This window comes from Psychrobacter sp. (assembly GCF_049295055.1).
Classification (GTDB): domain Bacteria; phylum Pseudomonadota; class Gammaproteobacteria; order Pseudomonadales; family Moraxellaceae; genus Psychrobacter.
Map to the genome: position 1 here is coordinate 1 of NZ_JBAQQF010000040.1, position 25,209 is coordinate 25,209.

The following is a 25,209-nucleotide window of genomic DNA, read 5'->3' on the forward strand; positions in this document are numbered from 1 at the left end:
ATAACGGTATGGGTCAAACCTTACTGTCACGTGAAAAAGCCAAACGCGTTGAGACTTGGAATTTCCTTGAAAAAATCTCTGACAACGATGAGATTGTAAAAGGTATTATTTCTAGCAAAGTAAAAGGTGGCTTTACCGTAGATATCGGTTCAGTACGTGCGTTCTTACCGGGTTCTTTAGTAGATGTACGTCCTATCCGTGATACGACGCATCTTGAAGGTAAAGAGTTAGAATTTAAAGTTATCAAACTTGATCAAAAACGTAACAACGTTGTTGTTAGTCGTCGTGCGGTTATGGAAGCTGAAAACTCAGCTGAGCGCGAAGAGCTATTGAACAAACTTGAAGAAGGTATCGAGATCGAAGGTATCGTTAAGAACCTTACTGATTACGGTGCATTCGTTGATCTTGGTGGTATTGATGGTCTATTGCACATCACTGATATGGCATGGCGCCGTATCAAGCATCCATCTGAGGTTGTTGAAGTTGGTCAAGATCTTAAAGTTAAAGTACTTAAATTTGACCGTGAGCGCAATCGCGTTAGCCTAGGTCTAAAACAACTAGGTACTGATCCTTGGGATAACGTTGGCGGTACTTATCCAGTAGGTGCAGTCGTGAAAGCTCGCGTAACCAACTTGACTGATTATGGTTGTTTCGCTGAAATCTCTGAAGGTATTGAAGGTCTAGTACACGTATCAGAGATGGATCATACCAACAAAAACATTCATCCATCGAAAGTTGTTCAAGTGGGTGATGAAGTTGAAGTAATGATTCTTGATATCGATGAAGAACGTCGTCGTATCAGCTTAGGTATCAAACAAACCCTAGCCAATCCATGGGATGAGTTTGATAAGAAACATGAGCGCGGTGATAAAATCACTGGTACGATCAAATCAATCACTGACTTCGGTATCTTTATCGGTCTAGATGGTGGTATTGATGGTCTAGTTCACTTGTCAGACATTTCTTGGAATGAAACTGGTGAAGATGCTATCCGTAACTACAATAAAGGCGACACCGTTGAAGCAATGGTATTGTCTGTAGATTCAGAAGCCAACCGTATCAGCTTAGGCGTGAAACAATTAACGTCAGATCCATTTAACGAATACTTAGTCAACAATGACCGTGGTGCTATCGTTAATGGTAAAGTAAAAGAAGTAGACGCTAAAGGTGCTACTATCGAACTTGCTGACGAAGTTGAAGCGTATCTACGTGCCTCTGAGATTCAACGTGACCGCGTTGAAGATGCGACTAAGCATCTGACTGTTGGTGATGACGTTGAAGCTAAAATCATCAGTGTTGATCGCAAAACACGTAATATCAGCTTGTCAATCAAAGCGAAAGACGAAGCTGAAGAGCGTCAAGCGATTAAAGATCTTGGAAGCACTAGTACAACGACTACTACGGCTGCCGGTTCTGATGCACAACCAAAAACTATTGGTGATTTGATCAAAGAACAAATGCAGTAAGCGATATACTGTTGATATAATTATGATATAAAAAAAGCGACTCCGGTCGCTTTTTTTTACGATTAAATTTCGGTGTTGATAATAATGTATAAGGATTTCTTCTAAATAAGGAAACTCTTATTTCCATTTACATGAATATCCGCTATCATTTGCAACATTGAGTAACGAGATGTGAATCTAAAACCGAATAATAAATGAGCAGCTAAACCAATGCTTATTAGTAATGATTTAATCATTTATATGATTTTGGCTCACAGTTATCTTATCCATTAATCAACAAGGCAAGCGTGATAATGCAGCAACCAATTAACAAGTCTGAATTTATTAGTAATCTGAGTGCGAATTGCGACAATATGACAGATACCATTGTCGATGACGCAGTACGTGAAATATTAAATTTGATGACCCATACTTTAGCCAATGATGGTCGAGTCGAAGTGCGTGGGTTTGGTAGCTTTTGTCTCCATCATCGCCGCGCACGTATGGGGCGCAATCCTAAAACAGGTGAAAGTGTGCCAGTACCTGCCAAAGCGATTCCACATTTTAAGCCCGGTAAAGCATTACGTGAAGCGGTTAATGCTAGAGTTGCAAGCGGTCAGTAAAGTAACTAGGATTTGAGAAGATTAAAACTTTTACCATTAAAGTATTAGTTTATTTCTACTTAGACAGAATACTGGGCAATATATAATCGTAATCATCAATTAGTAGTCTTAGTTTTTTGTTAAACTGTCTGTACTATTAAAAACTTAAGGATACGTCTGATGCGCTTCTTACTGTTCGTGTTACTGTTTTTGAGCTTTGCTTATTCGCTTGGTTTGGTGTTAGCAAATAATACTGACATTGGGGTGAATTTACTGTTTTCACAAGCGCCTACGATGAACTTAGGCTTGTTACTGATAATTTGTCTCATGCTTGGTATCGTGATTGGTATCTTATTAGCGTTGCTTATTTTCCGTGTCCTACAAAACAAGTGGGAAATCTCGCGTCTGCAAAAGGCAAATACTAACTTGCAAGAGCAGGTAGCACAAGCCAATGTCGTTATCGACCGCCAAGCCAACTCTCCAACGGTAGAAGAAGCAATCTATGGCGCAACTGCTGTTAATGTACATGCTGCAACAGCAGACAATTTGGATGAAGGTGCAAGCTTAACCAAGCAAAAGCGAGAGTTTTGATTGGTTAAATAATGTACTTTTGCTGATGATTTTATGTACCATAATTTGATAAACCTGATATAAAGTGACATATCTATGAATAATGCAATTAATTCTCCAGTCATCGTCGCATTAGATAACATGACGAAGGATGCCGCTCTTGCACTAGCTGACCAATTAGATCCAGCGTTATGTCGATTAAAAGTAGGTAAAGAGCTATTTACTCGCTGTGGTCCTGAAATAGTAAAAGCACTACATCAGCGTCACTTTGAAGTATTTTTGGACTTAAAATTCCATGATATCCCTAATACTACCGCACAGGCGGTATTGGCTGCCGCTGAGCTTGGCGTATGGATGGTAAACGTTCATGCAAGCGCTGGCTACGATGCAATGTCATTGGCAAAACAGCGCTTGTTAGATGGTGATTATGAGACCTTGTTGATAGCAGTCACCGTCCTGACTTCTATGGATAACGAGGCACTTAGGCAAACCGGTGTCACTGACGGTTTGGATGCACAAGTGAGTCGATTGGCACAATTGACCAAGCAAGCGGGTCTTGATGGTGTGGTTTGTTCAGCACAGGAAGCGAAAACACTTAAAGCCTTATGTGGTCATGATTTCAAACTTATCACCCCTGGTATTCGTCTGCTAGATGACAGTACAGACGATCAAAAACGTATTTGTACGCCAAAACAAGCGTTAAGTGATGGCTCTGATTATCTGGTGATTGGGCGCTCAATTACCCAAGCCACAGATCCTGCTGCTAAACTGCAAACGATTCTCCAGAGTATTGAGTGATATATTAACAATTGAGTAAGAAGTAAGAATTTCGAGATAAAGTCATTCAAAAAGACAGCCTAAAGCGCTGTCTTTTTACTTTTTGCCAGTTGGTAAAAAGGTGCTAAACTACTTAGATTTATGCTCATACCAATTCCAAAGAATTATGGCTGGCTATTCAAACTCGTTTAATCTAGCAGATGTAGCTCTTACGCTTGTTTCCCTTGCGACGCAAATTCTTGGAAATGGTATTATTGATAATATTGGATCATATGAAATTACAGATTTTGAGCGACTTACATATTGATAGTTATGCTCGTCAGTCGCATCCGATGGGACATATCCCTAAAACTGACGCAGATGTCGTGTTAGTGGCAGGAGACACTGCAAATAGCGACATTGCTATGCCATGGCTACAAGAGCAAGCAGCGCGCTTACAAGTCCCTCTAATTACTATCGCGGGCAACCATGAATACTTTAATGAAGATGTACTGCATTTTGATAAAAAGTTAGCAACTTGGGACAATTATAGTATTGAGTCGAAGCAAGGCGTTCGATTTTTGCAATGCCAGCATATGGATATTGGTGAGATACGAATCTTAGGCTGTACGCTTTGGACCGATTATCAGTATCAAGCTAACGAAGATACCATGGCGGCGGCTACGCGCTTTATGCGTGACTACAAACAAATCTATGCTGGCGGCGAGCTATTTTCACCTGAGGTATCGATGCACATTCATGCTGTACAACGCCAATGGCTCAAGCAGGCATTAATGACCGCTAAAGACTTGGGTAAAAAAACCGTGGTGATGAGTCATCATAGTATTAGCCCGCTATCAGTCTCTGAAAAGTATACTAATTTACCGAGTAATGCCGCTTTTGTCAGTGATTTGTCGGGATGGATGCACGAGGATTGGGCACCGACACTATGGATACATGGACATACGCATGAAGCATTCGATTACCGTATTGGCAATACACGAGTGATTGTCAATCCAAGAGCTTACCCTAATGAGGTAAGTAGTACAGCGTTAGCGTTCGCATGGGACAAAGTAGTCGATATCAATTAAAGATGGTTTTATAGCTATAAAAGTCTCTGCTATTAGTAGAGATTTTTATAATACTAACCACGCTTCTCTGACTGTATTTCTCTGAGCAGACTTATTTATAGCCATGCTAGCTTATATTGCAACTGGATTTGTATTGTCTTCATTGTTGTCAAAAAATCTGCTACGCTGCTACTATGAGCAAAAATCCTAATAACACCCTACCAAAATTATCCGCTGAGAAGCTTGAGAGCCACACTCCGAGTGCACCAGCGCCTTCGCACCTACCTGATAGTATGATTTCTTCGGTGAGCTTATTGCCTGAAGATAAGCGCCTGATTTTATTTACCAGACACTCTCTACGTGAACGCTCTGATGGTAACGGCTTTGCCAGCTATCAGTTACCACTAACACCTAAAGGTCGCGTATTGGCAAAATCTTGGGGTCGTTGGTTGTCAGGACATCTGCCATATTCACTCGATGTCGATAGTATCTCAAGTCCGATTGGTCGCTGTATCGATACCGCGCAGCTGATGCAAGAAGGAGCAGGGTTACGGCGAGCTATCTCGCATCAATCGTTGTTGGTTGAGCCTGGCAGCTTAGTCACTGAGCCTGACATTGCCAACCCAGTATTTAAAGAAATTGGTGTGCTTAATTTTATTAATCGGTTCTTACAAGGCAATCTTGAAGGTACTAAAAATGCTTATCAAGGTGGTCTTGATATTTTATCGCTTTTTTATCAAAATCAGCCGCAACATGGGCATCTTATGCTGGCCGTCAGTCATGATACCTTGCTATCTGCATTCTTAGCGGTGATGTTCGATGTCGTCGAGATTGATTGGAACGATTGGCCAAAGATGATGGAAGGGGTGTTTTTATGGTTTGATGATAAACCATTTGAGCAAGCAAGTGCGCATTTTGTCTGGCGCGGAGAAGTTTATGTGCGTCCGATTCATACCTTGTTAGATGGTTATCGCGCTGCAGGGTTTCATCCAAGTAAACTGCTACTACCACCAGAAGTAAAATGGACATAAGCTGCTATATGTTAAGTGTTCAATGGCTTTTGAGTAGGCATAAAAAAACCTTGCCCCGGTATTAGAACCAGTAACAAGGTTTTAGTTATCATGCTATAAAAGCATCATGCGGTCTAAACGCAACCAATCTTAAGCTTGTAAGCCTTTGATTGTTTTGTTTAGGCGGCTCTTACGACGAGCAGCTTTATTCTTATGAATAATACCTTTGTCAGCCATACGATCAAGAACTGGTACCGCTTTTTTGTAAGCTTCGGTAGCCGCGTCATAATCTTTAGCTGCGATTGCCGCATCAACACGTTTCAAATAAGTACGAACCATAGAGCGTTGTGACGCAGAGTTCTGACGACGTTTGGTGTTTTGACGGGCGCGTTTACGAGCTTGTGCAGTATTAGCCACGCGAATCTCCTTGATAAAGACAGATAATAATATGAATGTGGATTACAGTAATGGGTTTAACCATCATATTTGACGAGCAGCCGTCTCGTCAAATATGACGTCGATGTCTAATATTAAAGCATCTAATACTAATAGATCATCGAAAGCGCCATGGCTGTTTGGAATAATTAAACAGCGTTGACGTGTAAAGGCGGTTATCTTAGCAAATTATCACGCTTAGAACAATATATTTGATGATTAATGCTTAAAGAAGTTATGCTGTCATATGGGCAACTGGATTTTTTGGGTATTTACTCGATGTATATTAAGACGTTACTCATGATTATGGGCTTAATAAATACCTTGGCTGATAAAATCTCTTACAATAAATACCGCATAATAACCTCAGTTATCCATTAATTTAGGTATGATACTAAATCGATGGATGTTAAAAAATCCAGTTTCTCATCATTATAAATCTTCTCACACTATATAAATGGATAGGATATGCAGCGAAAAGCAATTGTAATTGGTGCGACAGGACTGGTAGGGCAGCATCTTGTTAAGCAGCTTAGTGAGCTGTATGACACGTTAATTGTAATCGCACGGCGTCCGCCACGTTACATTAATGCCAGTATGCGCTTTTATCAGGTTAATGATTTTGACAATTTAGCTGAAATCTTTGCAAGCGTTGGTGTTGACCGTAAGACCGATGCTTTTAGCTGCCTTGGCACTACCAAAAAGCAGGCTGGTAGTGATGAAGCTTTTCGGAAAGTCGACCATGATTATAATGTTAATTTTGCCAAACTTTGCCAAGACAAAGGTGTTGAGAACTTTTTTTTATTATCCTCAATGAATGCTGATATAGACAGTCAATTTTTATATAACCGAGTCAAAGCTGAGACTGAACAATCTGTTATGGCGTTAAATTTTGCACAAATAGTGATTTTCCGTCCTTCATTACTGCTTGGTAAACATAAAGGTCGTCCACTTGAAAGTATCGGACAAAAAGCTTTTCAGCTGATCTCACCTTTATTATCAGAGTCATTATCATTGCATCCTATTTCCGCTAAACGTGTCGCCAGTGCAATGGCGATGAGCGCCCATGATATCTATCAACGCAGCAAATACCGTACTGAGCCTATGATTAAAACGACTGATATCATCGAAAATAAGCAGATGCTTGCGATGACAAGAGTAAAACATTAGGCTGTAAATGAGCATTAGTTTTATAATAGCGTTTAAAAAATTAATCAGCCTAAGTAAAGACTGTATATATCGTATTAAAAGCAATAAATGCTCAACGTTTGATAACTAATAACTTAATAATTAAAAACAAGGAATGTGACTATGTCAAATATGTTAGATATGCCAGAATCGATAGCAATGAATAAAGAGAATTTCGTGACTTGTGACTTGTTGGATGCCAATCCTGAATCACAGGTGTGCTTGCCAAATATCGAAGGTAAATCCTTTTATAGTTTTGGCGGCAAAGACAGGTTTTGCGGTGAGATAGTCACGGTTAAATGCTTTGAAGATAATAGCCGCGTTAAATCACTACTCAACAGCGACGGCAAAGATAAAGACGGTCATGGCAAGGTATTGGTCGTCGATGGCGGCGGTTCTATGCGTTGTGCGTTACTAGGTGACATGATTGCACAATCAGCGATAGATAATAGTTGGGCAGGAGTCGTAGTTTATGGCTGTGTCCGTGATGTCGATGATATGGCACAGATGGCGCTTGGGGTCATGGCGCTTGGTTGTATTCCGCGTAAGTCAAATCGCCGCGATGAAGGTCAGACTGATATTGAAATCAGCTTTGGTGATTTAACTTTGAACTCGGGTATGTTTATTTATGCAGATAACAACGGCATGATTGCTAGTGATAAACCATTAATTTAGAACTAAGTTGATAGATATCAATTAAAAACCTCCGCTTATAAGCGGAGGTTTTTGCGTTTAATGACGCTGTTTTTAAAATTAAAAATGTAGTTTGTCTAACTATAGTGGAGGCACTTTTAAAAGAATATAGTGCTACTGGAATTAATTATTCGCAGCCTCTGTCTGCGCAGGCACAGCAAACAAGAAAAATTGATACCAGTGGCACGTTATAATATTTGTATTTCTTTTATTTAGGACTGACTATGTTTCAGTTAATTTTTAAAAGAAAATTAAGTAAAAGTATTAAATAATGCGTTAAGTGACAAACCGTTACGGCATAAATTTTGGTAATTGCCAAAATGTTCGTATAATAGCTTTCTGACTCATAACTTTGATCCTATCCTCTATGCCTATCACTGCTTTGACTGACGCCTTTGACCCTATTAACCAGCAGTTATTTCCTATCCAAAATGCCCAGCGGCGTTGGCTAGCACCTGTGCATGGTGCGGTCAGTAGTTTGTGGATAGCAAGTTTGGTGCAAACACCACTATGGAATGTTGCTGAGCGTCTTAAAATCGTGGTAACACGCGACCAAAATCAGCTCAATCAGATAGAGACGGAGTTGGCATTTTGCGGGGTTGATGCCTACGTGTTTCCCGATTGGGAGACACTGACTTATGATGAGCTGTCACCGCATCAAGACATCGTGAGCGAGCGTATTAACCTACTGACGGATATGCCAACTTCAGGGGTGTTGTTGATATCAGTACAGGCGCTGATGCATCGGGTAGCACCGCCCAGCTGGCTTATTGGTCAACACTTCGATTTGAGTGTTGGTGATCAGTTTGATATCAATACTCAACGTAGCTTACTAGCGAAAGCAGGCTACCGAGCAGTTGAAAATGTGTTTGAGCCGGGTGAGTTTGCTGTACGTGGTAGCATTATTGACATATTTGCGATGGGTCAGCCGTTTCCGCTGCGTTTGGATTTATTCGATGACGAAATTGAAACGATTCGATTTTTTAATCCGCAGACCCAGCGTACTTTGACCGTTGATGATCTTAAAGCAATGATGAGCGGTAACGATAGTAGTATGGGTAAAGAGTCACTGTCGCTACTGCATAAATTGCCAGATATTTCCAAGCCTATTCAGAAATTTCAGATATTGCCAGCGAAAGAATTCCCACTTGATGAAGGACGTGAGACTTTCCGTACCAATTTTGCCGCCATGTTCCCCAATGCAAGTAGCCGTAAATTTGAGCTGCACAAAGATGTGATGGCAGGGATTGCTAGCAGTGGACTTGAGTACTACCAGCCGCTATTTTTTAATTTAAAAGATTGGGAGGTAGAAAGCAGCTTATTTTCCTACTTACCAACCGATGCATTATTTATCACTGATGAATTGATTAATGAAAAGCAGGTAGATTATTGGTCACAAATTCAGCGTCGCTATGAAGAGCGTCGTCACGATATTGATAAACCCATCGTCGCACCAGAGTTGTTGTATTTGCTATCGAATACCCTCAACGAGCATCTCAATCATTATCCACGAGTCATATTGAGTGCACGTGATGAGCTAGCGACGATGACGGATGTCGCCGCAATTGACAATGAAAACCTATTGTTAGAGCGTCGACAACAGTCAGACTCACAGCTACCATTACCGCTTGCTCCAAGTAAGCAACAAGGTCTGGTAACACTTACCGCTCTAGCACCGCCGCAGCTATCCGTGAATCATCAAAAAGCAGAGCCTCTCACTGAGCTGCTAGAGTTTTTAGAAATACAAGCGCAAACATCGACACCGGTATTAATCGTCTCTGAAACAGCGGGTCGCCGCGAGATTCTTATTGAGCTGTTCAAAGGTAAAATTGATATCAAAGCCTATGACAGCTTTGAAGTATTTTTAGCAGCAGGTAAAACAAGCGCTTTTAAAGATAACAAGTTGCCACAAGTTGGTCTAACCGTTGCACCCATTGAGCGTGGCGTTTACGTGCCTGAGCGTTTGGTGCTGATTAGTGAGACGCAATTATTTGGTCGGCAAGTCCTGCAAACGCGCCGTCGTCGCCAAAGTGGTGTGTCAGAAGAGTTCTTGGTTAAAAGCGTGACTGAAATAACAGAAGGCAGTCCCGTTGTCCATATTGAACATGGTATAGGTCGCTACAGTGGTCTGATTACTTTAGATGTGGGTGACGGTGAGCAAGAATTCATTCACTTAAAATATGCTGATGATGCCAGTATTTACGTGCCGGTAGCCAATTTGCAAATGATCAATCGCTACAGTGGTGGTGACCCCGCACTGGCACCGCTGCATAAGATTGGTAGCGGGAAGTGGGATAAAGCCAAGCAAAAAGCACTGGAGCAAATCCATGATGTCGCCGCTGAGCTACTCAATATGCAAGCACGGCGCGAAGCCAAAGTCGGTATTCATTTTAAAATAGATATCTCGCAATATGAGTTATTTGCCAGCCAGTTTGCCTTTGAAGAAACGCCTGACCAAGCCAATGCTATTCATGCCGTTATGGAAGATATGAAGCAGAACCAACCAATGGATCGTCTCATTTGCGGTGATGTTGGTTTTGGTAAAACAGAAGTTGCCATGCGCGCTGCTTTTATTGCGGTCAGTGCGGGCTACCAAGTTGCCATATTAGTGCCTACGACATTACTGGCAGGTCAGCATGAGGATAATTTCCGTGATCGTTTTGCCGATTGGCCCATACGTATCGAAACACTATCGCGCTTTGGTGGTAAAAAGCATCAAGAAACTGTGCTGACAGACCTTGCGGCTGGAAAAGTGGATATCGTTATCGGTACTCATAAATTGTTGCAGCCAGATGTGAAGTTCTCTAATTTAGGCTTGATGATCGTCGATGAAGAACATCGCTTTGGGGTGCGTCATAAAGAGCGTATCAAAGCCATTCAGACCGATGTGGACAGTATGTCGATGACAGCGACCCCAATCCCTAGAACGCTTAATATGGCGCTATCTGGTATGCGCGACATGTCGATTATTGCCACACCTCCAGCTCGCCGCCTCGCGATTAAAACCTTTGTCATGCAAAAAACAGAAGCACTAATGAAAGAGGCTATCTTGCGTGAGTTATTGCGTGGTGGGCAAGTGTATTTACTACATAATGACGTTGCCAGTATTGAGCGCATGGCAGAGACCATCCGTGAGTTGGTTCCTGAAGCGCGAGTAGGGGTTGCGCATGGACAGATGCAAGAACGACAACTTGAACAAGTGATGCAGCAGTATTATCATAAAAAATTCAACGTGCTTATTTGTTCGACGATTATTGAAACCGGTATTGATGTACCGAATGCCAATACTATTATCATTGAGCGTGCTGACAAGTTTGGTCTGGCTCAGTTGCACCAATTACGTGGTCGCGTCGGTCGTAGTCATCATCAAGCTTATTGTTACTTACTCGTGCCGTCTATCAAGGGTCTCAAAGGCGATGCTAAACGCCGACTGCATGCGATTGAACGTGCCAATACGCTAGGCGCAGGTTTCATGCTGGCAAGTGAGGATTTAGAGATTCGCGGTGCTGGTGAGATACTCGGTAAGCAGCAAAGTGGTAATATGCAAGCGATTGGCTTTAGCTTATATATGGATATGCTTGAGCGTGCCACTAAAGCGATTAAAGCTGGTAAAGAGCCTGATTTAAATACACCATTGTCGCTGACGAGTGAGATTAATTTGCATAGCTCGGCGTTGATACCAGAAGAGTATTTGCACGATGTACATCAGCGTTTGTTATTTTATAAACGTATTAGCAATGCCGATGATAAAGAAGCGCTGACTGATATCCGTACCGAGATGATTGATCGCTTTGGTATATTACCGGATCAAACCAAACAGTTATTTGCCATTCATGGACTGCGCATACAAGCAGAACCGCTGAAGATTAATAAGATTGATGCCAATAGCAATAGCATGACGTTAGAATTCGCGCCTGATACACCAGTCGATGCCTTAGCCATTATTAAACTGATTCAAGCAAATGGTCAGCACTATCGCATGAATGGAGCATCTGGCATTCGTTATCAGAATGCTGATAAACTTGAAACGCCGCAACAGCGTGTTACTGTGATTCAAGAGCTATTACACTATTTTAGCGAGCATATGGTGGCAGAGTCGGCTTAGATTGGTTGGATAATAGCTGCATGTCAGTGACACAAGCTAAGTAGGTTAGCTAGGTAACGCAAAGGCAATGGCTCATGTCGCTATTTTATCGGCTAGATAACTGATAAAATAGCCATACTGTATTTTAACTCAATATTTCCAGCTTACCATTTTCAACTTATTATATTTTATCTTTCTATATCCTTTTATCTAAGCTTCATAACAAGAGAACCGTCATTATGTTCCAACTTCATCATAAACTCGCTGCCGATAGTTTTTTAGTAGGGGATTTCCCACTATCGACCTGTCGTTTAATCAATGATTGTCAATTTCCGTGGTTGATATTGGTGCCGCGTGTATCAGGTATCAAAGAGTTATACGAATTGTCTGAAGCCGACCAAACACAGTTTTTGCGTGAATCGAGCTGGTTGTCAAGTCAACTTGCCAAAACCTTTCAAGCAGATAAAATGAATGTGGCAGCACTTGGCAATCAAGTACCGCAGTTACATTTTCATCATATCGTTCGTTATCAAAACGATATGCAATGGCCAAATCCAGTATGGGGCGTGCCAGCGGTTCCTTATACCAAAGAAGTGTTGGCACAGATGCAGCAAACCTTAATGATGGCATTACGCGGTCATCATCAAATGCCATTTGATTGGCAAATGTAATAAAGTCTTAATTGACGGTTTCTAATATTCTTTTTTAAATGTGATCTACCTAAAAAGTCAGATATAAGTTATCTGGCTTTTTTGCTTTTGGCGTTGTTTTTTTCTTAAGAGTAAAATGTCACGACTGCTATTTTAATAAGTTTTAAGTCAAGATGAATGACAAGTGGTAGGTTTTTGAGTACCGATAACCTAGGATAGGTATAAATAAAAACGTATAATCTATATGCTATTATCTGCCTATAACATCTACCGCTTATAGATCCAAATACTTTCATAAATAAAAGTTAAGTTGTTTACCTTATTTTCATTTTATTGACACTTCTGATGGTTTTCCTAGTTTAAGCGAATATCGACCATGGCATTTTTCAATACATTAAGCCCAAAACAATCTATACAGGGTAAGGATGCCTATCGATTTGATTATCCAGAAGTCTTTGTTTTAATTTTAAGCGTTATGCTGCTTGCCTTACATTTTGATTTCAGTCCAACTTCGATGGCGCTTCTCGTCGTCGTCTGCTTACCTAGTCTCATGATTCTAATTTATAACTACCGCCGCCAAACAAGTTTTTGGACGTCGAATATTGTTATTATTTTATTATCTGCGGTCATTGGCTCAATACAGTTTTGTTCTATCATTTCACTGAGTTTGGCGGCATTAATAGGACTGCGTGTCATTATTAGTCGTCCTGAAAATCATCTAAAACTGATAGCGGTAGCAGTCGTAACCGTCATTATTTTTTATTATGTTAGTGTTACTTTAAGTAGCGCAGAGATAAATTGCCACGAAGACTGGATAACAAGCATCATATTGTTGGCAAGTATGATGGTTCTATTGTGTCATTTTCGCCGCGTATATCATGATTATGTTCATTACGAAGCCCTTGCTCAGCAATCGGTTGGGCGATTAAATACCATGGTTTCCGTCATTAATAAGTTAACGCGTTTTGTACCACCGCAAATCTGGGAACCTATTGTAAAAGCGGATAGCCCAGTGAGTGTTTCTAATAAACGGGCTAAGCTGACCATCATGTTCTCAGATATCGTCGGTTTTACCGAACTGTCTGATAGCTTAAGCGCTGATAATTTGGCGGATATCTTAAATACTTATATGCACTGCATGACTTTAATCGCTAATAAACATGGTGCGGTATTAGATAAATTCATCGGCGATGGTATGGTGTGCTTTTTTGGTGAGCCAGATAGCCGTGGTCCGCGTCAAGATGCACTAGACTGTGTGGCTATGGCAATAGATATGCGCCGTGAGATGCGCACTTTAAGACAAAAATGGCGGCTGATGGGCTTTGATGGTCTAGATATACGTATTGGTATTACCACGGGCTATTGTCATGTCGGAAACTTTGGTAGTAATAATCGTCTCAGTTATACGCTAATTGGCAAAGAAGCCAACCTTGCTTCAAGGCTTGAAGCAGTCGCTGGTAAGGGTGAGATATTTATTAGTGAAAGTACGCATGATTATATCTCTCATGATTACGACTGTGAATATGCTGGCGCTTTTCAGTTAAAAGGCTTTGATAGTAAAGTAAGCGCCTGGCAAGTACTCGACCCAGAGGCCAATAAAGGTAAGTTGTCGAAATGGGTGGATCACACGTTACCAGGTTTTAACCTGCATCTAAATTTTAGAGACATGCAAGATAACGATTATCAAGATATTAGAAGTCGTCTAAATATTGCGCTTGAACGTATTGAGCAAGAAGAGCAAGCAGCTGCTATTGAAATCACTAAAGCCAGTCAGAAAGAAAGTCAAAATCGTAAATAGTTAATAATAACATTGAGTAATTATTAGTAATGCTTTGAATTTTAAATACTAAAAAGCCAGTTATTAATGATAACTGGCTTTTTTAATATAGTTAGCTTATCAATATATCAAACCATATTAGCTAATGACGCTCATCGATAAGCTATCATTATTTAGTGGTTTTCTTTGGCATGATTTAACGTATATTTAGGGATCTCAATCGTTAAATCTTCATCTTCAAGCATGACCTGACAGGATAATCGTGAGTCAGGCTCTAAGCCCCAAGCGCGATCTAGCAAGTCAGCTTCAATGTCATCCATCTCATCTAGAGTATTAAAACCTTTGCGTACCACAACATGACAAGTCGTACAAGCTTTTGACATCTCACAAGCATGTTCGATTTTTATCCCTTTTTCTAAAAGCGCTTTGCATAAGTTGCTGCCCACTTCTAGCTCGACTTCAATGCCTTCAGGGCAAATTTCATGATGGGGTAGTATAGTAATTTTTGGCATAAGGTGTCTGTCCAGTGCTAATCAATTTAAAATAAAATCTAAAAGGTGAGCTTAGTAAGGTTTCTAAGCAATATTCTTAAGCGTGTCTGCTACCAATCTTTTGCGCTAGTGCCCGCCATACTGGCTTTGACGCTTTGGTCCATAATAAGCGCAGCAAAGGCGTCACTATGCGGTTTAAGCTGTGCTTGTTTTGCTTCAATAAGTGCTAAATCATTGGTATTAAGCGTTGTTTCTAGTGCTTGCATGGTGTCCGCTAATGATTGTTGTGCTTCAGGTGAGAGTAAGGAAGCAAATTCTTTCAGCGCCGATTTTAGTGCCAATACTTCGCGTTCAGCCTCTACTTTAGTTTCGATTAAAGAACGCGCATTTTTGTCTTCTTCAGCGTATTTAAATCCGGCAATCAGCAACTGCTCTTTTTGCTCATCAGACAGCCCATAAGAGGGAACAATCTCGATTTTACTTTCAGTCTTAGTCGTCGTTTCTTGTGCACTCACTGTTAGCTGTCCATTAGCGTCAATACTAAACGTCACTTCAATACGAGCAAAACCAGCTTTCATGGGCGGAATACCATAAAGCTCAAAGCGCCCAAGTGAGCGGCAGTTATCTACTGTCTCACGCTCGCCTTGCACGACATGAATGACCATGCCCGTTTGACCATCTTGATAAGTCGTAAAGATTTGGCGCTTTTTAACGGGAATAGGTGTATTACGCGGGATAAGGACTTCAACTAGACCGCCCATGGTCTCAAGACCTAGCGATAGCGGCGTTATATCCAATAGCAATAGATTGTTATCGCTATCACCGTTAACCAATTGATGCGCTGTCTGTGCTGCGCCTAAGGCGACTACTTCATCTGGATTGAGACGACAAAGCGGTTGCTTGGCAAAAAACTCTGTAACGACTTGCTGAACAGCAGGCATGCGTGTAGAGCCACCAACTAAAATAACTTCATCTAAGTCTGTTTTAGAGAGCTTAGCGTCACGTAATACTTGTTCACAGACGCTCAATGTCCGGTTATTTACCGGTGCTGCGATAGTGAGTAAATCTCCACGGCGCAACACACCTTGATAAGATTGCTTATTGACGATGATATTAATGTCTACTTGCTCAGTATCAGTCAATGCTTGCTTATAAGCTCTAGCTTGTTGAGCAAGGATCGATTTATCATGAAGGCTGACGTCTTTAGGATCGATATGTAATTGTTTGATGAGCCAATTGGTTAAGAGACGATCAATATCATCACCACCGAGCGCACTATTGCCACCCGTTGCTAGCACTTCAAAAACGCCATCATTCAATTTCAAAATAGACACATCAAAAGTTCCGCCACCTAGATCATATATTAGATAATGACTTTCGCTATCAATGCCAGTAGGCTGGTCGAGACCATAAGCAACAGCGGCAGCGGTAGGCTCATTTAATAGACGCAGTACATTGATGCCCGCTGCTTGCGCGGCATCTTTAGTCGCTTGGCGTTGCGCTTCATCAAAGTAAGCGGGCACAGTAATCACAGCACCTTGTATGCTCTCATCAGGCAATGCGCTAGCAGCACGCTGTTGAAGCGCTGCTAAGATACGTGCTGAAACCTCAACGGGAGATACTTCCCCTTGGGCAGTCACAAAAGCTGGCATCGCATCTTTGTCACCACTTAACTCATAAGGGTGTGAAAATTTGATATCCGCTTGGCTACGACCCATAAAGCGCTTAGCCGAGATGATCGTATTTTTTGGATCATCTGCTAGGTGGGCGAGGGCTTCATAGCCAACTAATGGCTTACCTGTGCTTGGATAATAAACCACAGAAGGCAATAAGGTATCAGTCGTTGTGTCTGCTTGCAAAACTTGCGCCTTACCTGAGCGCACTACAGCGACCAGTGAGCGCGTCGTACCAAGGTCAATTCCTAAACCAAAACGATGCTGGTGAGGACGAGTACTTTGATTGGGTTCAGCAATTTGCAATAAGGACATAGGACAACTCAAAGATAAAATGAATAAGTGAAATGAAACAAATACAACATGCAGGCTAATATCATTTAGCCACTGCATCTTTACTGCTAAATATCAGCATACTATAAATATTCTAATGTAAAAATCAGCCATTAAAGGCGTTCAACGTAACGGATTATACGGGATAGGTGGTACTTTTTTAACCATTGCTTCCAAATAAGTAGTCATTCATTGCATTGATAACTATTTTTAAATTAAAATAACTCTATAAAATTAAGAGACTTGTATAAAATTAAGGAGCTTCTATAAAATTAAAAAGCTGTTATAAAGAGCCATTAGGCATAAGAAAACCACTATACATATTTGAAGTTGTGATTAAGTCAGCTTTATTTGAAGATGGTACCCGTAAAAGCAACCAGTCTAAACATATAAATCGTCATCATCTAAATGTTCAGTAGTGGCGACCTCATCAAGACCTATAGTGATGTCTGCATCTAATTTCACTAAAAATTTCAATTTCTGAGTCGCATCAATTGCCGTTTGCCAGTCTTGGTTTTGATAAGCATTATTAAAACGTTCAGACTGCTTAGCTAGGCGTTCTGTAATCTTAGGGTGTAGCTGCTGCAGCGCTGACATATCTTTATCGCCAATGGCATCGTCTAGATCAATACGCATTTGCATGGCATCTTCTAAAAATTCCAAATCTGCGATTGAATGCTCTACATTTTGCGCTTGACCGGCTAAATCTAATAGATAACTGGCACGGCTATCAGGCGCACTGAGCGTTTGATAACCTTGATTAATCAGTGCCGACGCTTGTTCAGACTGTTGCTGTGTTTTTGCAAGATTGTCTACATCTTTTGCAACATTATCAGGATGATAGTATTTTTGCAAAAGACGCAGACGCTGATCAAGGCTATGTTGAGTGATATCAAATTGTACAGGCTGCTCAAATAGAGCAAAGAAGTTGTCAAACTGTGCTTCTGGAGTAGTGTCTGTCATATCATATGCCTTTATTTTTATTTATTATTTTTAGGGCTTCTATCTTATCCAGTAAAAAAGGTTAAACTGTAAAAGATTCACCGCAACCACATTCACCTTTTTGATTGGGATTGGTGAATTTAAAGCCTTCATTTAGGCCTTCTTTTTCATAATCCATCAACAATCCATCTAAATATACCAAGCTTTTAGGATCAATAAAAATACTAACATCGCGACTTTCGTAACGCGTGTCATTTTCATCAGGCGTATCGACAAACTCTAAAACATAAGCCAAGCCCGAACAGCCTGCTGTACGGATACCAACTCGTATACCTTCACCTTTACCGCGATTGTCCAAAAAATCTCGAACATGCTGAGCGGCGCGTTCTGTCATTTCAATCATGCCAACTCCTATTAACTATCAATAATAGAGATAAAAAATCTGAATAAATAATTTATACAAAAAATACTTTACATTAATTGGCAAAAATAAGTAATTTGCCAAGATAAGTCGAATAAACCATTTAAAATAAATAAAAGGCGACAATTACATAAGCGTTATTGTCACCTCCTTGGCGTCAGCCACTTTTTAGCAGCTTGCGCTTATATACTAATTAACATAGCGGGTCGTTTAAACTACGACTACGCTTCAGCAGAAGTATGCTTACCTTTATAGTCACTAATAGCGGCTTTAATAGCGTCTTCTGCTAATACTGAGCAATGCACTTTTACTGGTGGTAATGCCAATTCTTCAGCAATGTGACTATTCTTAATTTCACCAGCTTGGTCTAAACTTTTGCCTTTCAACCACTCAGTGACGAGCGAGCTTGAAGCAATTGCTGAGCCGCAGCCATACGTTTTAAAGCGTGCATCTTCAATGATACCGTTATCATCAACTTGGATTTGTAAACGCATTACATCACCACAGGCTGGTGCACCGACCATGCCAGTGCCAACGTTTTTGGCATTTTTATCAAGATTGCCAACGTTGCGTGGATTTTCGTAATGATCAATAACTTGGTCACTATAGGCCATGGGGTTTTCTCCTGGTTAGATGATGAGCCGTATCTTAGATTGGTAACTTACAATATTTACTGGCTCATCGATAATTGGGGTCAAACATTTCATTTATAAAAACTGTATTTATAATTGTCTGATTACGTTTTTGCTGTTAATGACGATATTTCTATGTTTTATAAAAATATCGTTATAAATATATAATTATGTTCGTATTAAAATTATTTTGTAATAAATTAATATTAGTGCTCAGACCATTCTACTGAGTCTAAATCAACACCTTCTTGATACATATCCCAAAGTGGTGATAGCGCACGCAATTTGTCAACCGCCTGATGCATTTGGGTGATAACCGTATCAATATCTTCTTCAGTCGTATAGCGACCGAAGCTAAAGCGAATTGAGCTATGTGCCAACTCGTCTGGACGACCAATAGCACGCAATACGTATGATGGCTCAAGCGTTGCCGACGTACAAGCTGAACCTGATGAGACGGCTAAATCTTTTAGCGACATCATCAGTGATTCGCCTTCAACGAAGTTAAAGCTAATATTTACGATATTAGGAACGCTGTTTTCTAAATCACCGTTTAGATAAATCTCTTCGATATCTTGTAAACCATCCCACAGCTTTTGGCGTAATTTTGCCGCATGGTCGTGGTCTTCTTGATAGCGCTGATTGGCTAACTCAAATGCTGCGCCAAGACCAACGATTTGATGCGTTGGCAAAGTACCTGAACGCATACCGCGCTCATGACCACCACCATGTTGCTCTGCTTTTAGACGAATACGTGGCTTACGACTAACAAATAGCGCACCGATACCTTTAGGACCATAGGCTTTATGACCTGAGAAGCTCATTAAATCAATTTTCATTTCTTCCATATTGATAAGCACTTTGCCAACAGATTGTGCGCCATCAACATGGAAGATAACGCCTGCTTCACGAGTGATTTCACCAATCGCTGCGACATCGGTAATCGTACCAAGCTCGTTATTGACCATCATGAGTGACACTAAAATTGTGTCTTCACGTAAGGCGGCTTTCACTTGCTCTGGTAAAATCATACCAGTACTTGCTTGTGGCTCAAGGTAGGTAATCTCAAAACCTTCTTGCTCAAGTTCACGGCAGGTATCTAGTACCGCTTTATGCTCAATTTTACTGGTAATAATGTGCTTACCACGAGACTGATAAAAGTGCGCTGCACCTTTAATAGCTAAGTTATCAGATTCTGTAGCACCAGAAGTAAAAACGATTTCGCGTGGATCTGCATGGATTACGTCAGCAACTTGTCCACGTGCCGTTTCTACTGCTTCTTCAGCTTGCCAGCCATAGCCATGTGAGCGTGATGCTGGATTACCAAAGATGCCGTCTACCGTCAAATATTCGCTCATCTTGGCAGCGACTGACTTAGCAACTGGCGTAGTGGCGGCATAATCTAAGTATATAAGGTTGTTATGTTGGCTCATGCTGGGTTTGCCTCGCTGGTCGATAAAGTAATAGTATTGATATCTTTTGTAGAAATGTCTTTCGGAGAAAATATGTGCTGACGGTCTGACACTGACTGCACGTGCTCCATGTCTAACAATTGTGCCAATGTTATATTTTTCAAGTACTGCTCAACATGATTGGATAAGGCGCACCATAAATCATGAGTTAGGCACATTGTACCACCTTGGCAGTCACCGCGTCCTTCACACTGCATTGCATTAACCGACTCATCGACAGCAGAAATGATACTCATCACATCTATCTGATCGAGTGGTTTGGCTAAATGATAGCCACCTGCTGCACCGCGGATACTCGTGACCAAACCACGCTTACGCAGCTTTGAAAATAACTGTTCAAGATAAGAGATAGATATTGATTGTCGCTTAGCAATGTCAGATAAGGATACAGCGCTTTCTTGTTGGCTGGTTTGCAGCGCCAAATCTAGTAAAGCGGTAACGGCGTATCTGCCTCGAGTAGTCAAACGCATATGTTATCTCCAAACCTTTTAATGATAAGTTTATTTAACAACGATCTTAGTCTCGTCATATTATTAGAAGCTGATTATTTAAAGCTAGCTATTTTGAATAGCTGTTAGAAACACATCATTTATGTGCCACAAGCAAACTTCTAATAAAAAATCATCTATCGACTAAGTGGTGTTTTATCGTTATTAAACAACAGATGGTTTACCCGATGTGTGCAACGATAAGCTAATTATACTCAATCCCGAGTAATTTAGTCAAGATTAAAGTGTGGTTGAATGGTTAGTCGTACTTATTACGATGATTGATAAAAACAATGGTAAAAAAGACGGGTGAAGAAAGGAGGGGCAAACCTCAGAAGAGGTGGTTTTTTAAAGGGTTTCTAGACATTGATAGTATTTGTCTGACTGGTTACGTATGTTTTAAAGCTTAGCCGTGCTAAAAAATGGACAAAATAAATCAGTAAAAAGAAGCGCTTAATACTTCTAGGTCATATTAAGCCTAGGTCATATTAAGCGCTATTAAAAACCAATTATTTAGTTTCGAAAGAATTTTTATATATGGGAGTGCTCAGGGAGTGCTTAGATAGTGCAATAAGCCTTAATTCATCACAAACAGCGCGATAATTGCTGCAAGAGCAATAACAGAGGCTATTACCGTTGTAATAATAAAGGTTTTTTGCTTGCTCTGTAGTTCTTTGACAGTTGTTTCAAGCTCACGGTTTTTAATGGTTAAGGTAGTGATTTGAGTTTGCTGCTCTTTAATACGTAGCTTATAGCTCTCTTTTTTATCCGCCTTTTCAGCGTCAGTAGGCTTAGGCTTGCTTTTGCCACCCTTAATCTTTTTGATTAAACCTTGAATCAAGCTACCTAGACCTAGCTGCATGATAAATTGCTTAACTAGCTGCACTTGTATGGATTCACCGCGCATTTGCAGCTTCTCAGTCGTTTCGCTATCGTGAGTAGTGATGGCATTGATCACTTGAATGCTATAAGCGTTGATGACGACATCAGGCTCGCTACGTCCGACAGGTAGTCTGTCATCTAATAACACGCCTTTGGTGCTAAAGGTGGCGAATACTTCCACATGTGGTAGATATAATCTAAGCGCGACGACAGTACCTTGCTTGGCAAGTGGATAAGCGGCTTTACGAAGTTCTGGGTCTAAACGTAACAGCAGGGTCAGCGCCGATTCGATAAACACCAAAATGACATTAAGAAAAGAGTGAGACAACGTAGAACGCTTCATGTAAATAATCCGTTGTTATTGTTCAAGTTAAAGATAAAAGGACAAGCAAGGATCAAAACCGACCCAAAGTGTACAATGCGATTTCGCTTATAGTAACGTCTTTATAATAAAAAGTAACCCTAGTTTCTGTCAGTTGCTAAATTATTAGCTAACAAGTATTTATCTACTTAAGGGACTATAAGTTTGGCTATAGCCACACTTGCTGATTGGTATTAAAAGATAAAACAGATAAAAATCACCATAATAGCGACTTAAGCATAAATACAAAATATCGATCTTGTCACGAAATTGCAGAAGATTTAAGTAACATTGGGTGTCAAATACGTAGTAGAGTGCACAAATATATGTAAAATCGCTTGCGCTCCTTATGCTGCCTTGATATAAAGACGTTAACAAAGTAAAACCTGTTTATATGTGAGTCAGGTGGTTTTTATTGCTTAAGTACTCTGAGAGCGATACAATGCTTGGCGTGAGCTTTTTTTACCCCCTAAAACTTGAAGGAAATTTTATGAATAAGTCAGAATTAATTGATAGCATCGCTGAGAAAAGTGGTCTAAATAAAACTCAAGCTGGTGATGCTTTAAATGCTGTTATGGAAAGTGTTGGCGAAGCGTTAGAAGCTGGTGATAGCATCTCACTGGTTGGTTTTGGTACTTTTAGCGTAAAAGACCGTAAGGCTCGTACTGGCCGTAACCCTAAAACTGGTGAAGAGCTTGCTATTCCAGCAAGTAAAGTACCAAGTTTTAAAGCTGGTAAAAACTTAAAAGAGCGCTTGAACTAAGCCATTCTATTGATAAATAATCGCAGTTGACAACGTGATACACGAATAAAAACAGCGTTTGTTAGCAGTGAAACGATAGAAAGTGACTCATGGCTTAACTTATAAGCTAAGCCATGAGTGAAGCAGCAAAAAAGCACCTAGATATTAGGTGCTTTTTTTAGTGCTATAGTTTGTATTATATCGTGTGAATATTTTGAGTCTGCGTCAAAAATCACGTATCATAGGGCGCGCGATAGATGTGTTGTTTATACGAGGACGATTTAATGAGCCTTGTCTTATAACAATGTCTTATAACAATAAAATGCACACGTTCTTGTTTTTACCATTTTCTTACCATTGCCTGCTTATATAGCGTTTATATTATTAATAGTATTACAATGGTTTTTCATCAATATAGGTTAATTAAGCAGAGATAACTATGGATAAATTGCGCGATTTCTTAAAAAGCTGGCCAGGTCGCATTTTATTGATTTTATGCCTATCGCCGCTCGCTTTATTGGGTGTCGAAAGCTACTTTGGGGGTAATGTTGATCCCAATCAGATCGCTCAGGTAGGGGACGCAAGTATCGGCCTATCAGAGTATCAGACTGCGGTAAATAGTCGCCGTACTGAGCTTTTAGACCAAGTTGATGATGCCAGTCTATTAAATGAAGATGTGCTACATGAACAGGTGTTAAAAGGGCTTATCGATCGCACGTTATTAGAGCAGCAGGCTGGTAAACTTGGCATGACGGTTTCTGATGACACCATTAATCGCCTGTTGCGCCAAGAAGAAATCTTTAAAGATGAAAATGGTGAGTTTTCAAACGATCAGTTTGCAAGCTTTTTACGTCAGCGCAATATGACCAAAGACCAGCTGTTTGCAGAGTTTCGTAATCAGTTGAGCTTAGATCAGCTCAACGCCAGTATTGTTGGTACAGCGGCGTATCCGATGCAAGCGGTCAGTCAACTGATTGATTTACAGCTAGAGTCGCGCAATATTTGGCTACATCGTTTTAATTGGCAAGACTATGTCAATCAAGTTAAATTAAGCAAAAACGACATACAAGCTTATTACGATGCCAATAAAGAGTCGCTAAAAAGTGCGGCAATGGTGGATTTGGCTTATCTACAGCTTAGCCCTCAGACTATCCAAGTTAATGACGTCAGCACAGAAGATTTACAGCAGCAGTATGAAGCTTATAAGCAAAGCCTTGCTGTCACTGATGAGCGTAAAATTAGCCAGATTTTATTAACGGGCGATGACGCCAAGGCTCGCGCTGATAAAGTGAAAGCACGTCTTGCTAAAGGCGAGTCATTTGCCAAGCTTGCTAAAACAGAATCAGATGACCCATCAGGAGAGACTGGCGGCGATATCGGGCTCTTTAATCCATCAGTATTTGGTAATGACGCTGCGGCAGTTGAAAAAGCTCTAGAGGGCTTGAGTGTAGGTAATGTCAGCGTCCCTGTTAAGACTAGCTTTGGCTATCAGATATTTACGGTAACTGAAGATAATGGCAGTAAAATACCAAGCCTAGCAAGCATGCGTGAAGCGTTGACGGTGAAAGCGAAAGAATATAAACGTCAGGAAGCTTATGCTGATAAAGTGACAGCGATTAATGATTTAGCAGCAGATGGATTTAGTATTGCAGACATCGCTCAGCAAGAAAATGTGGCATTAAAACGTCTCAAAGACTACCGTAAAGAAAACAACAAATCTGTCCTAGCGCAGCCAGCAGTGATCAAGCAAGCGTTTGACGAATTTACCATTCAAGACCAAGCAGTTACCGCAGGTATTGAGGTTGGTAATGGTACGGTATGGATACAGCCAAATAATTATCGTCCTACTAAAACATTGTCTTTATCAGTGGCTACGCCAAGAATTACCCAAATATTACGTCAACAAAAAGCCACCGCACTGGCACTAGAAGACGCTAAAAAGCTAGCAGCTGGTATTAAAACGACTGCCGATATCAGTAAGCAGGCGGTTAAATTTCAAGCGTTAGGCAACGTCAACCGTCAAACCACACAATTGACAGAAAAAGAGCGTGGCTTAGCGTTCAGTAAACAAGCAGCGGATAATGGTGTCGTGGCTGTTGTTAGCGAGACGGAGATGGGTGCAACAGTATTGGTTGGTGATCGCATAAAAATAGAGCAACAATCACCGCTATCTGCTGAGCAAAGAGCGCAAACAGCCGCCATTATTCGTGATAACCTAGGTCAGGATCAGCTGCAAGACTATCTAGATTATCTACGTCTGGTATATAAGGTTGAGATTAACAAAGCCAATATGGAGAATGCGCAAGGGCGTTAGAAGACTTATGAGGAGATTAATCAACTTTTTATTCTAGTCGCTCAATCAAACCATAAGCATAAAAAAGCCACTCTAGCTATTTAATAGCTAGAGTGGCTTTTTTATTAAGGCGATTGTTAGTTTAAAAATGCTTAATTTAACCTAAGCGTCTTTAAATAATACTATGCCTTGAGAGTAG

General features: G+C 40.7%; 22 protein-coding genes. 13 read left to right on the forward strand and 9 right to left on the reverse strand.

The annotated features are described in order from the left end of the window. From rpsA to WAZ74_RS05560, 6 genes are all read left to right on the forward strand, one after another. Positions 1-1,466: 30S ribosomal protein S1 (gene rpsA, locus WAZ74_RS05535; protein ID WP_422306638.1), on the forward strand; the 1,466-nt coding region annotated here is incomplete at its 5' end. A gap of 293 nt (positions 1,467-1,759) precedes the next feature. Then, positions 1,760-2,068, forward strand: a complete 309-nt coding sequence (locus tag WAZ74_RS05540) for an integration host factor subunit beta (RefSeq protein ID WP_422306640.1) — start codon at positions 1,760-1,762, stop codon at positions 2,066-2,068. A 159-nt stretch (positions 2,069-2,227) separates the two neighbouring features. Next, on the forward strand, positions 2,228-2,638 hold the full coding sequence (locus WAZ74_RS05545; protein ID WP_422306641.1) for a LapA family protein: 411 nt from the start codon (positions 2,228-2,230) through the stop codon (positions 2,636-2,638). A 75-nt stretch (positions 2,639-2,713) separates the two neighbouring features. Then, positions 2,714-3,415, forward strand: a complete 702-nt coding sequence (gene pyrF / locus WAZ74_RS05550; protein WP_422306643.1) for an orotidine-5'-phosphate decarboxylase — start codon at positions 2,714-2,716, stop codon at positions 3,413-3,415. A gap of 251 nt (positions 3,416-3,666) precedes the next feature. Next, positions 3,667-4,464: a metallophosphoesterase gene (locus tag WAZ74_RS05555; RefSeq protein ID WP_422306645.1), complete on the forward strand. Its 798-nt coding sequence runs from the start codon at positions 3,667-3,669 to the stop codon at positions 4,462-4,464. A 173-nt stretch (positions 4,465-4,637) separates the two neighbouring features. Beyond that, positions 4,638-5,474: a histidine phosphatase family protein gene (locus WAZ74_RS05560; RefSeq protein WP_422306647.1), complete on the forward strand. Its 837-nt coding sequence runs from the start codon at positions 4,638-4,640 to the stop codon at positions 5,472-5,474. A 129-nt stretch (positions 5,475-5,603) separates the two neighbouring features. On the opposite strand, the gene rpsT is transcribed toward WAZ74_RS05560, so the two are convergent. Then, a complete protein-coding gene (gene rpsT / locus WAZ74_RS05565; protein WP_010200097.1) occupies positions 5,604-5,870 on the reverse strand; it encodes a 30S ribosomal protein S20 in 267 nt (88 codons plus the stop codon). 486 nt (positions 5,871-6,356) lie between these two features. Between rpsT and WAZ74_RS05570 the strand changes: the two genes are divergently transcribed. The 5 genes from WAZ74_RS05570 (at position 6,357) to WAZ74_RS05590 (ending at position 14,301) form a co-directional block, all read left to right on the forward strand. Then, the gene (locus WAZ74_RS05570; protein WP_422306660.1) at positions 6,357-7,058 is read left to right on the forward strand and encodes an NAD-dependent epimerase/dehydratase family protein; all 702 of its coding nucleotides are present in this window, start codon (positions 6,357-6,359) and stop codon (positions 7,056-7,058) included. 177 nt (positions 7,059-7,235) lie between these two features. Beyond that, positions 7,236-7,751, forward strand: coding sequence for a ribonuclease E activity regulator RraA (gene rraA, locus WAZ74_RS05575; protein WP_422306710.1), 516 nt, complete (start codon positions 7,236-7,238; stop codon positions 7,749-7,751). Positions 7,752-8,136: 385 nt separating this feature from the next. Next, the gene (mfd, locus tag WAZ74_RS05580) at positions 8,137-11,874 is read left to right on the forward strand and encodes a transcription-repair coupling factor (RefSeq protein ID WP_422306662.1); all 3,738 of its coding nucleotides are present in this window, start codon (positions 8,137-8,139) and stop codon (positions 11,872-11,874) included. Between the two features lie 218 nt (positions 11,875-12,092). After that, positions 12,093-12,524, forward strand: coding sequence for an HIT domain-containing protein (locus WAZ74_RS05585; RefSeq protein WP_057759208.1), 432 nt, complete (start codon positions 12,093-12,095; stop codon positions 12,522-12,524). Positions 12,525-12,879: 355 nt separating this feature from the next. Next, positions 12,880-14,301, forward strand: a complete 1,422-nt coding sequence (locus tag WAZ74_RS05590) for an adenylate/guanylate cyclase domain-containing protein (protein WP_422306667.1) — start codon at positions 12,880-12,882, stop codon at positions 14,299-14,301. Between the two features lie 152 nt (positions 14,302-14,453). Here WAZ74_RS05590 and fdx read toward each other — a convergent pair whose 3' ends face one another. The 8 genes from fdx to WAZ74_RS05630 form a co-directional block, all read right to left on the reverse strand. Further along, on the reverse strand, positions 14,454-14,792 hold the full coding sequence (gene fdx / locus WAZ74_RS05595) for an ISC system 2Fe-2S type ferredoxin (RefSeq protein ID WP_422306669.1): 339 nt from the start codon (positions 14,790-14,792) through the stop codon (positions 14,454-14,456). An 89-nt stretch (positions 14,793-14,881) separates the two neighbouring features. After that, positions 14,882-16,759 (reverse strand): Fe-S protein assembly chaperone HscA, encoded by a 1,878-nt coding sequence (hscA, locus tag WAZ74_RS05600; RefSeq protein ID WP_422306671.1) that lies wholly within the window; start codon positions 16,757-16,759, stop codon positions 14,882-14,884. 399 nt (positions 16,760-17,158) lie between these two features. Next, positions 17,159-17,740, reverse strand: coding sequence for a Fe-S protein assembly co-chaperone HscB (gene hscB, locus WAZ74_RS05605; RefSeq protein ID WP_422306673.1), 582 nt, complete (start codon positions 17,738-17,740; stop codon positions 17,159-17,161). A 61-nt stretch (positions 17,741-17,801) separates the two neighbouring features. Next, positions 17,802-18,122, reverse strand: a complete 321-nt coding sequence (gene iscA / locus WAZ74_RS05610) for an iron-sulfur cluster assembly protein IscA (protein WP_025653020.1) — start codon at positions 18,120-18,122, stop codon at positions 17,802-17,804. A gap of 239 nt (positions 18,123-18,361) precedes the next feature. Continuing rightward, positions 18,362-18,754 (reverse strand): Fe-S cluster assembly scaffold IscU, encoded by a 393-nt coding sequence (gene iscU / locus WAZ74_RS05615; protein ID WP_422306678.1) that lies wholly within the window; start codon positions 18,752-18,754, stop codon positions 18,362-18,364. Between the two features lie 224 nt (positions 18,755-18,978). Beyond that, on the reverse strand, positions 18,979-20,205 hold the full coding sequence (locus WAZ74_RS05620; protein WP_422306680.1) for an IscS subfamily cysteine desulfurase: 1,227 nt from the start codon (positions 20,203-20,205) through the stop codon (positions 18,979-18,981). Continuing rightward, positions 20,202-20,714, reverse strand: a complete 513-nt coding sequence (locus tag WAZ74_RS05625) for an Rrf2 family transcriptional regulator (protein WP_422306682.1) — start codon at positions 20,712-20,714, stop codon at positions 20,202-20,204. Before WAZ74_RS05625 ends, WAZ74_RS05620 begins: the two co-directional genes overlap by 4 nt. Before the next feature lie 595 nt (positions 20,715-21,309). Continuing rightward, positions 21,310-21,957, reverse strand: a complete 648-nt coding sequence (locus WAZ74_RS05630; protein ID WP_422306684.1) for a hypothetical protein — start codon at positions 21,955-21,957, stop codon at positions 21,310-21,312. Between the two features lie 508 nt (positions 21,958-22,465). On the opposite strand from WAZ74_RS05630, the gene WAZ74_RS05635 reads away from it, so the two are divergent. Further along, the gene (locus WAZ74_RS05635; RefSeq protein WP_422306686.1) at positions 22,466-22,738 is read left to right on the forward strand and encodes an HU family DNA-binding protein; all 273 of its coding nucleotides are present in this window, start codon (positions 22,466-22,468) and stop codon (positions 22,736-22,738) included. A 418-nt stretch (positions 22,739-23,156) separates the two neighbouring features. Then, complete coding sequence (locus WAZ74_RS05640) at positions 23,157-25,031, forward strand: SurA N-terminal domain-containing protein (protein WP_422306688.1); 1,875 nt, start codon at positions 23,157-23,159, stop codon at positions 25,029-25,031. Positions 25,032-25,209 lie beyond the last annotated feature (178 nt).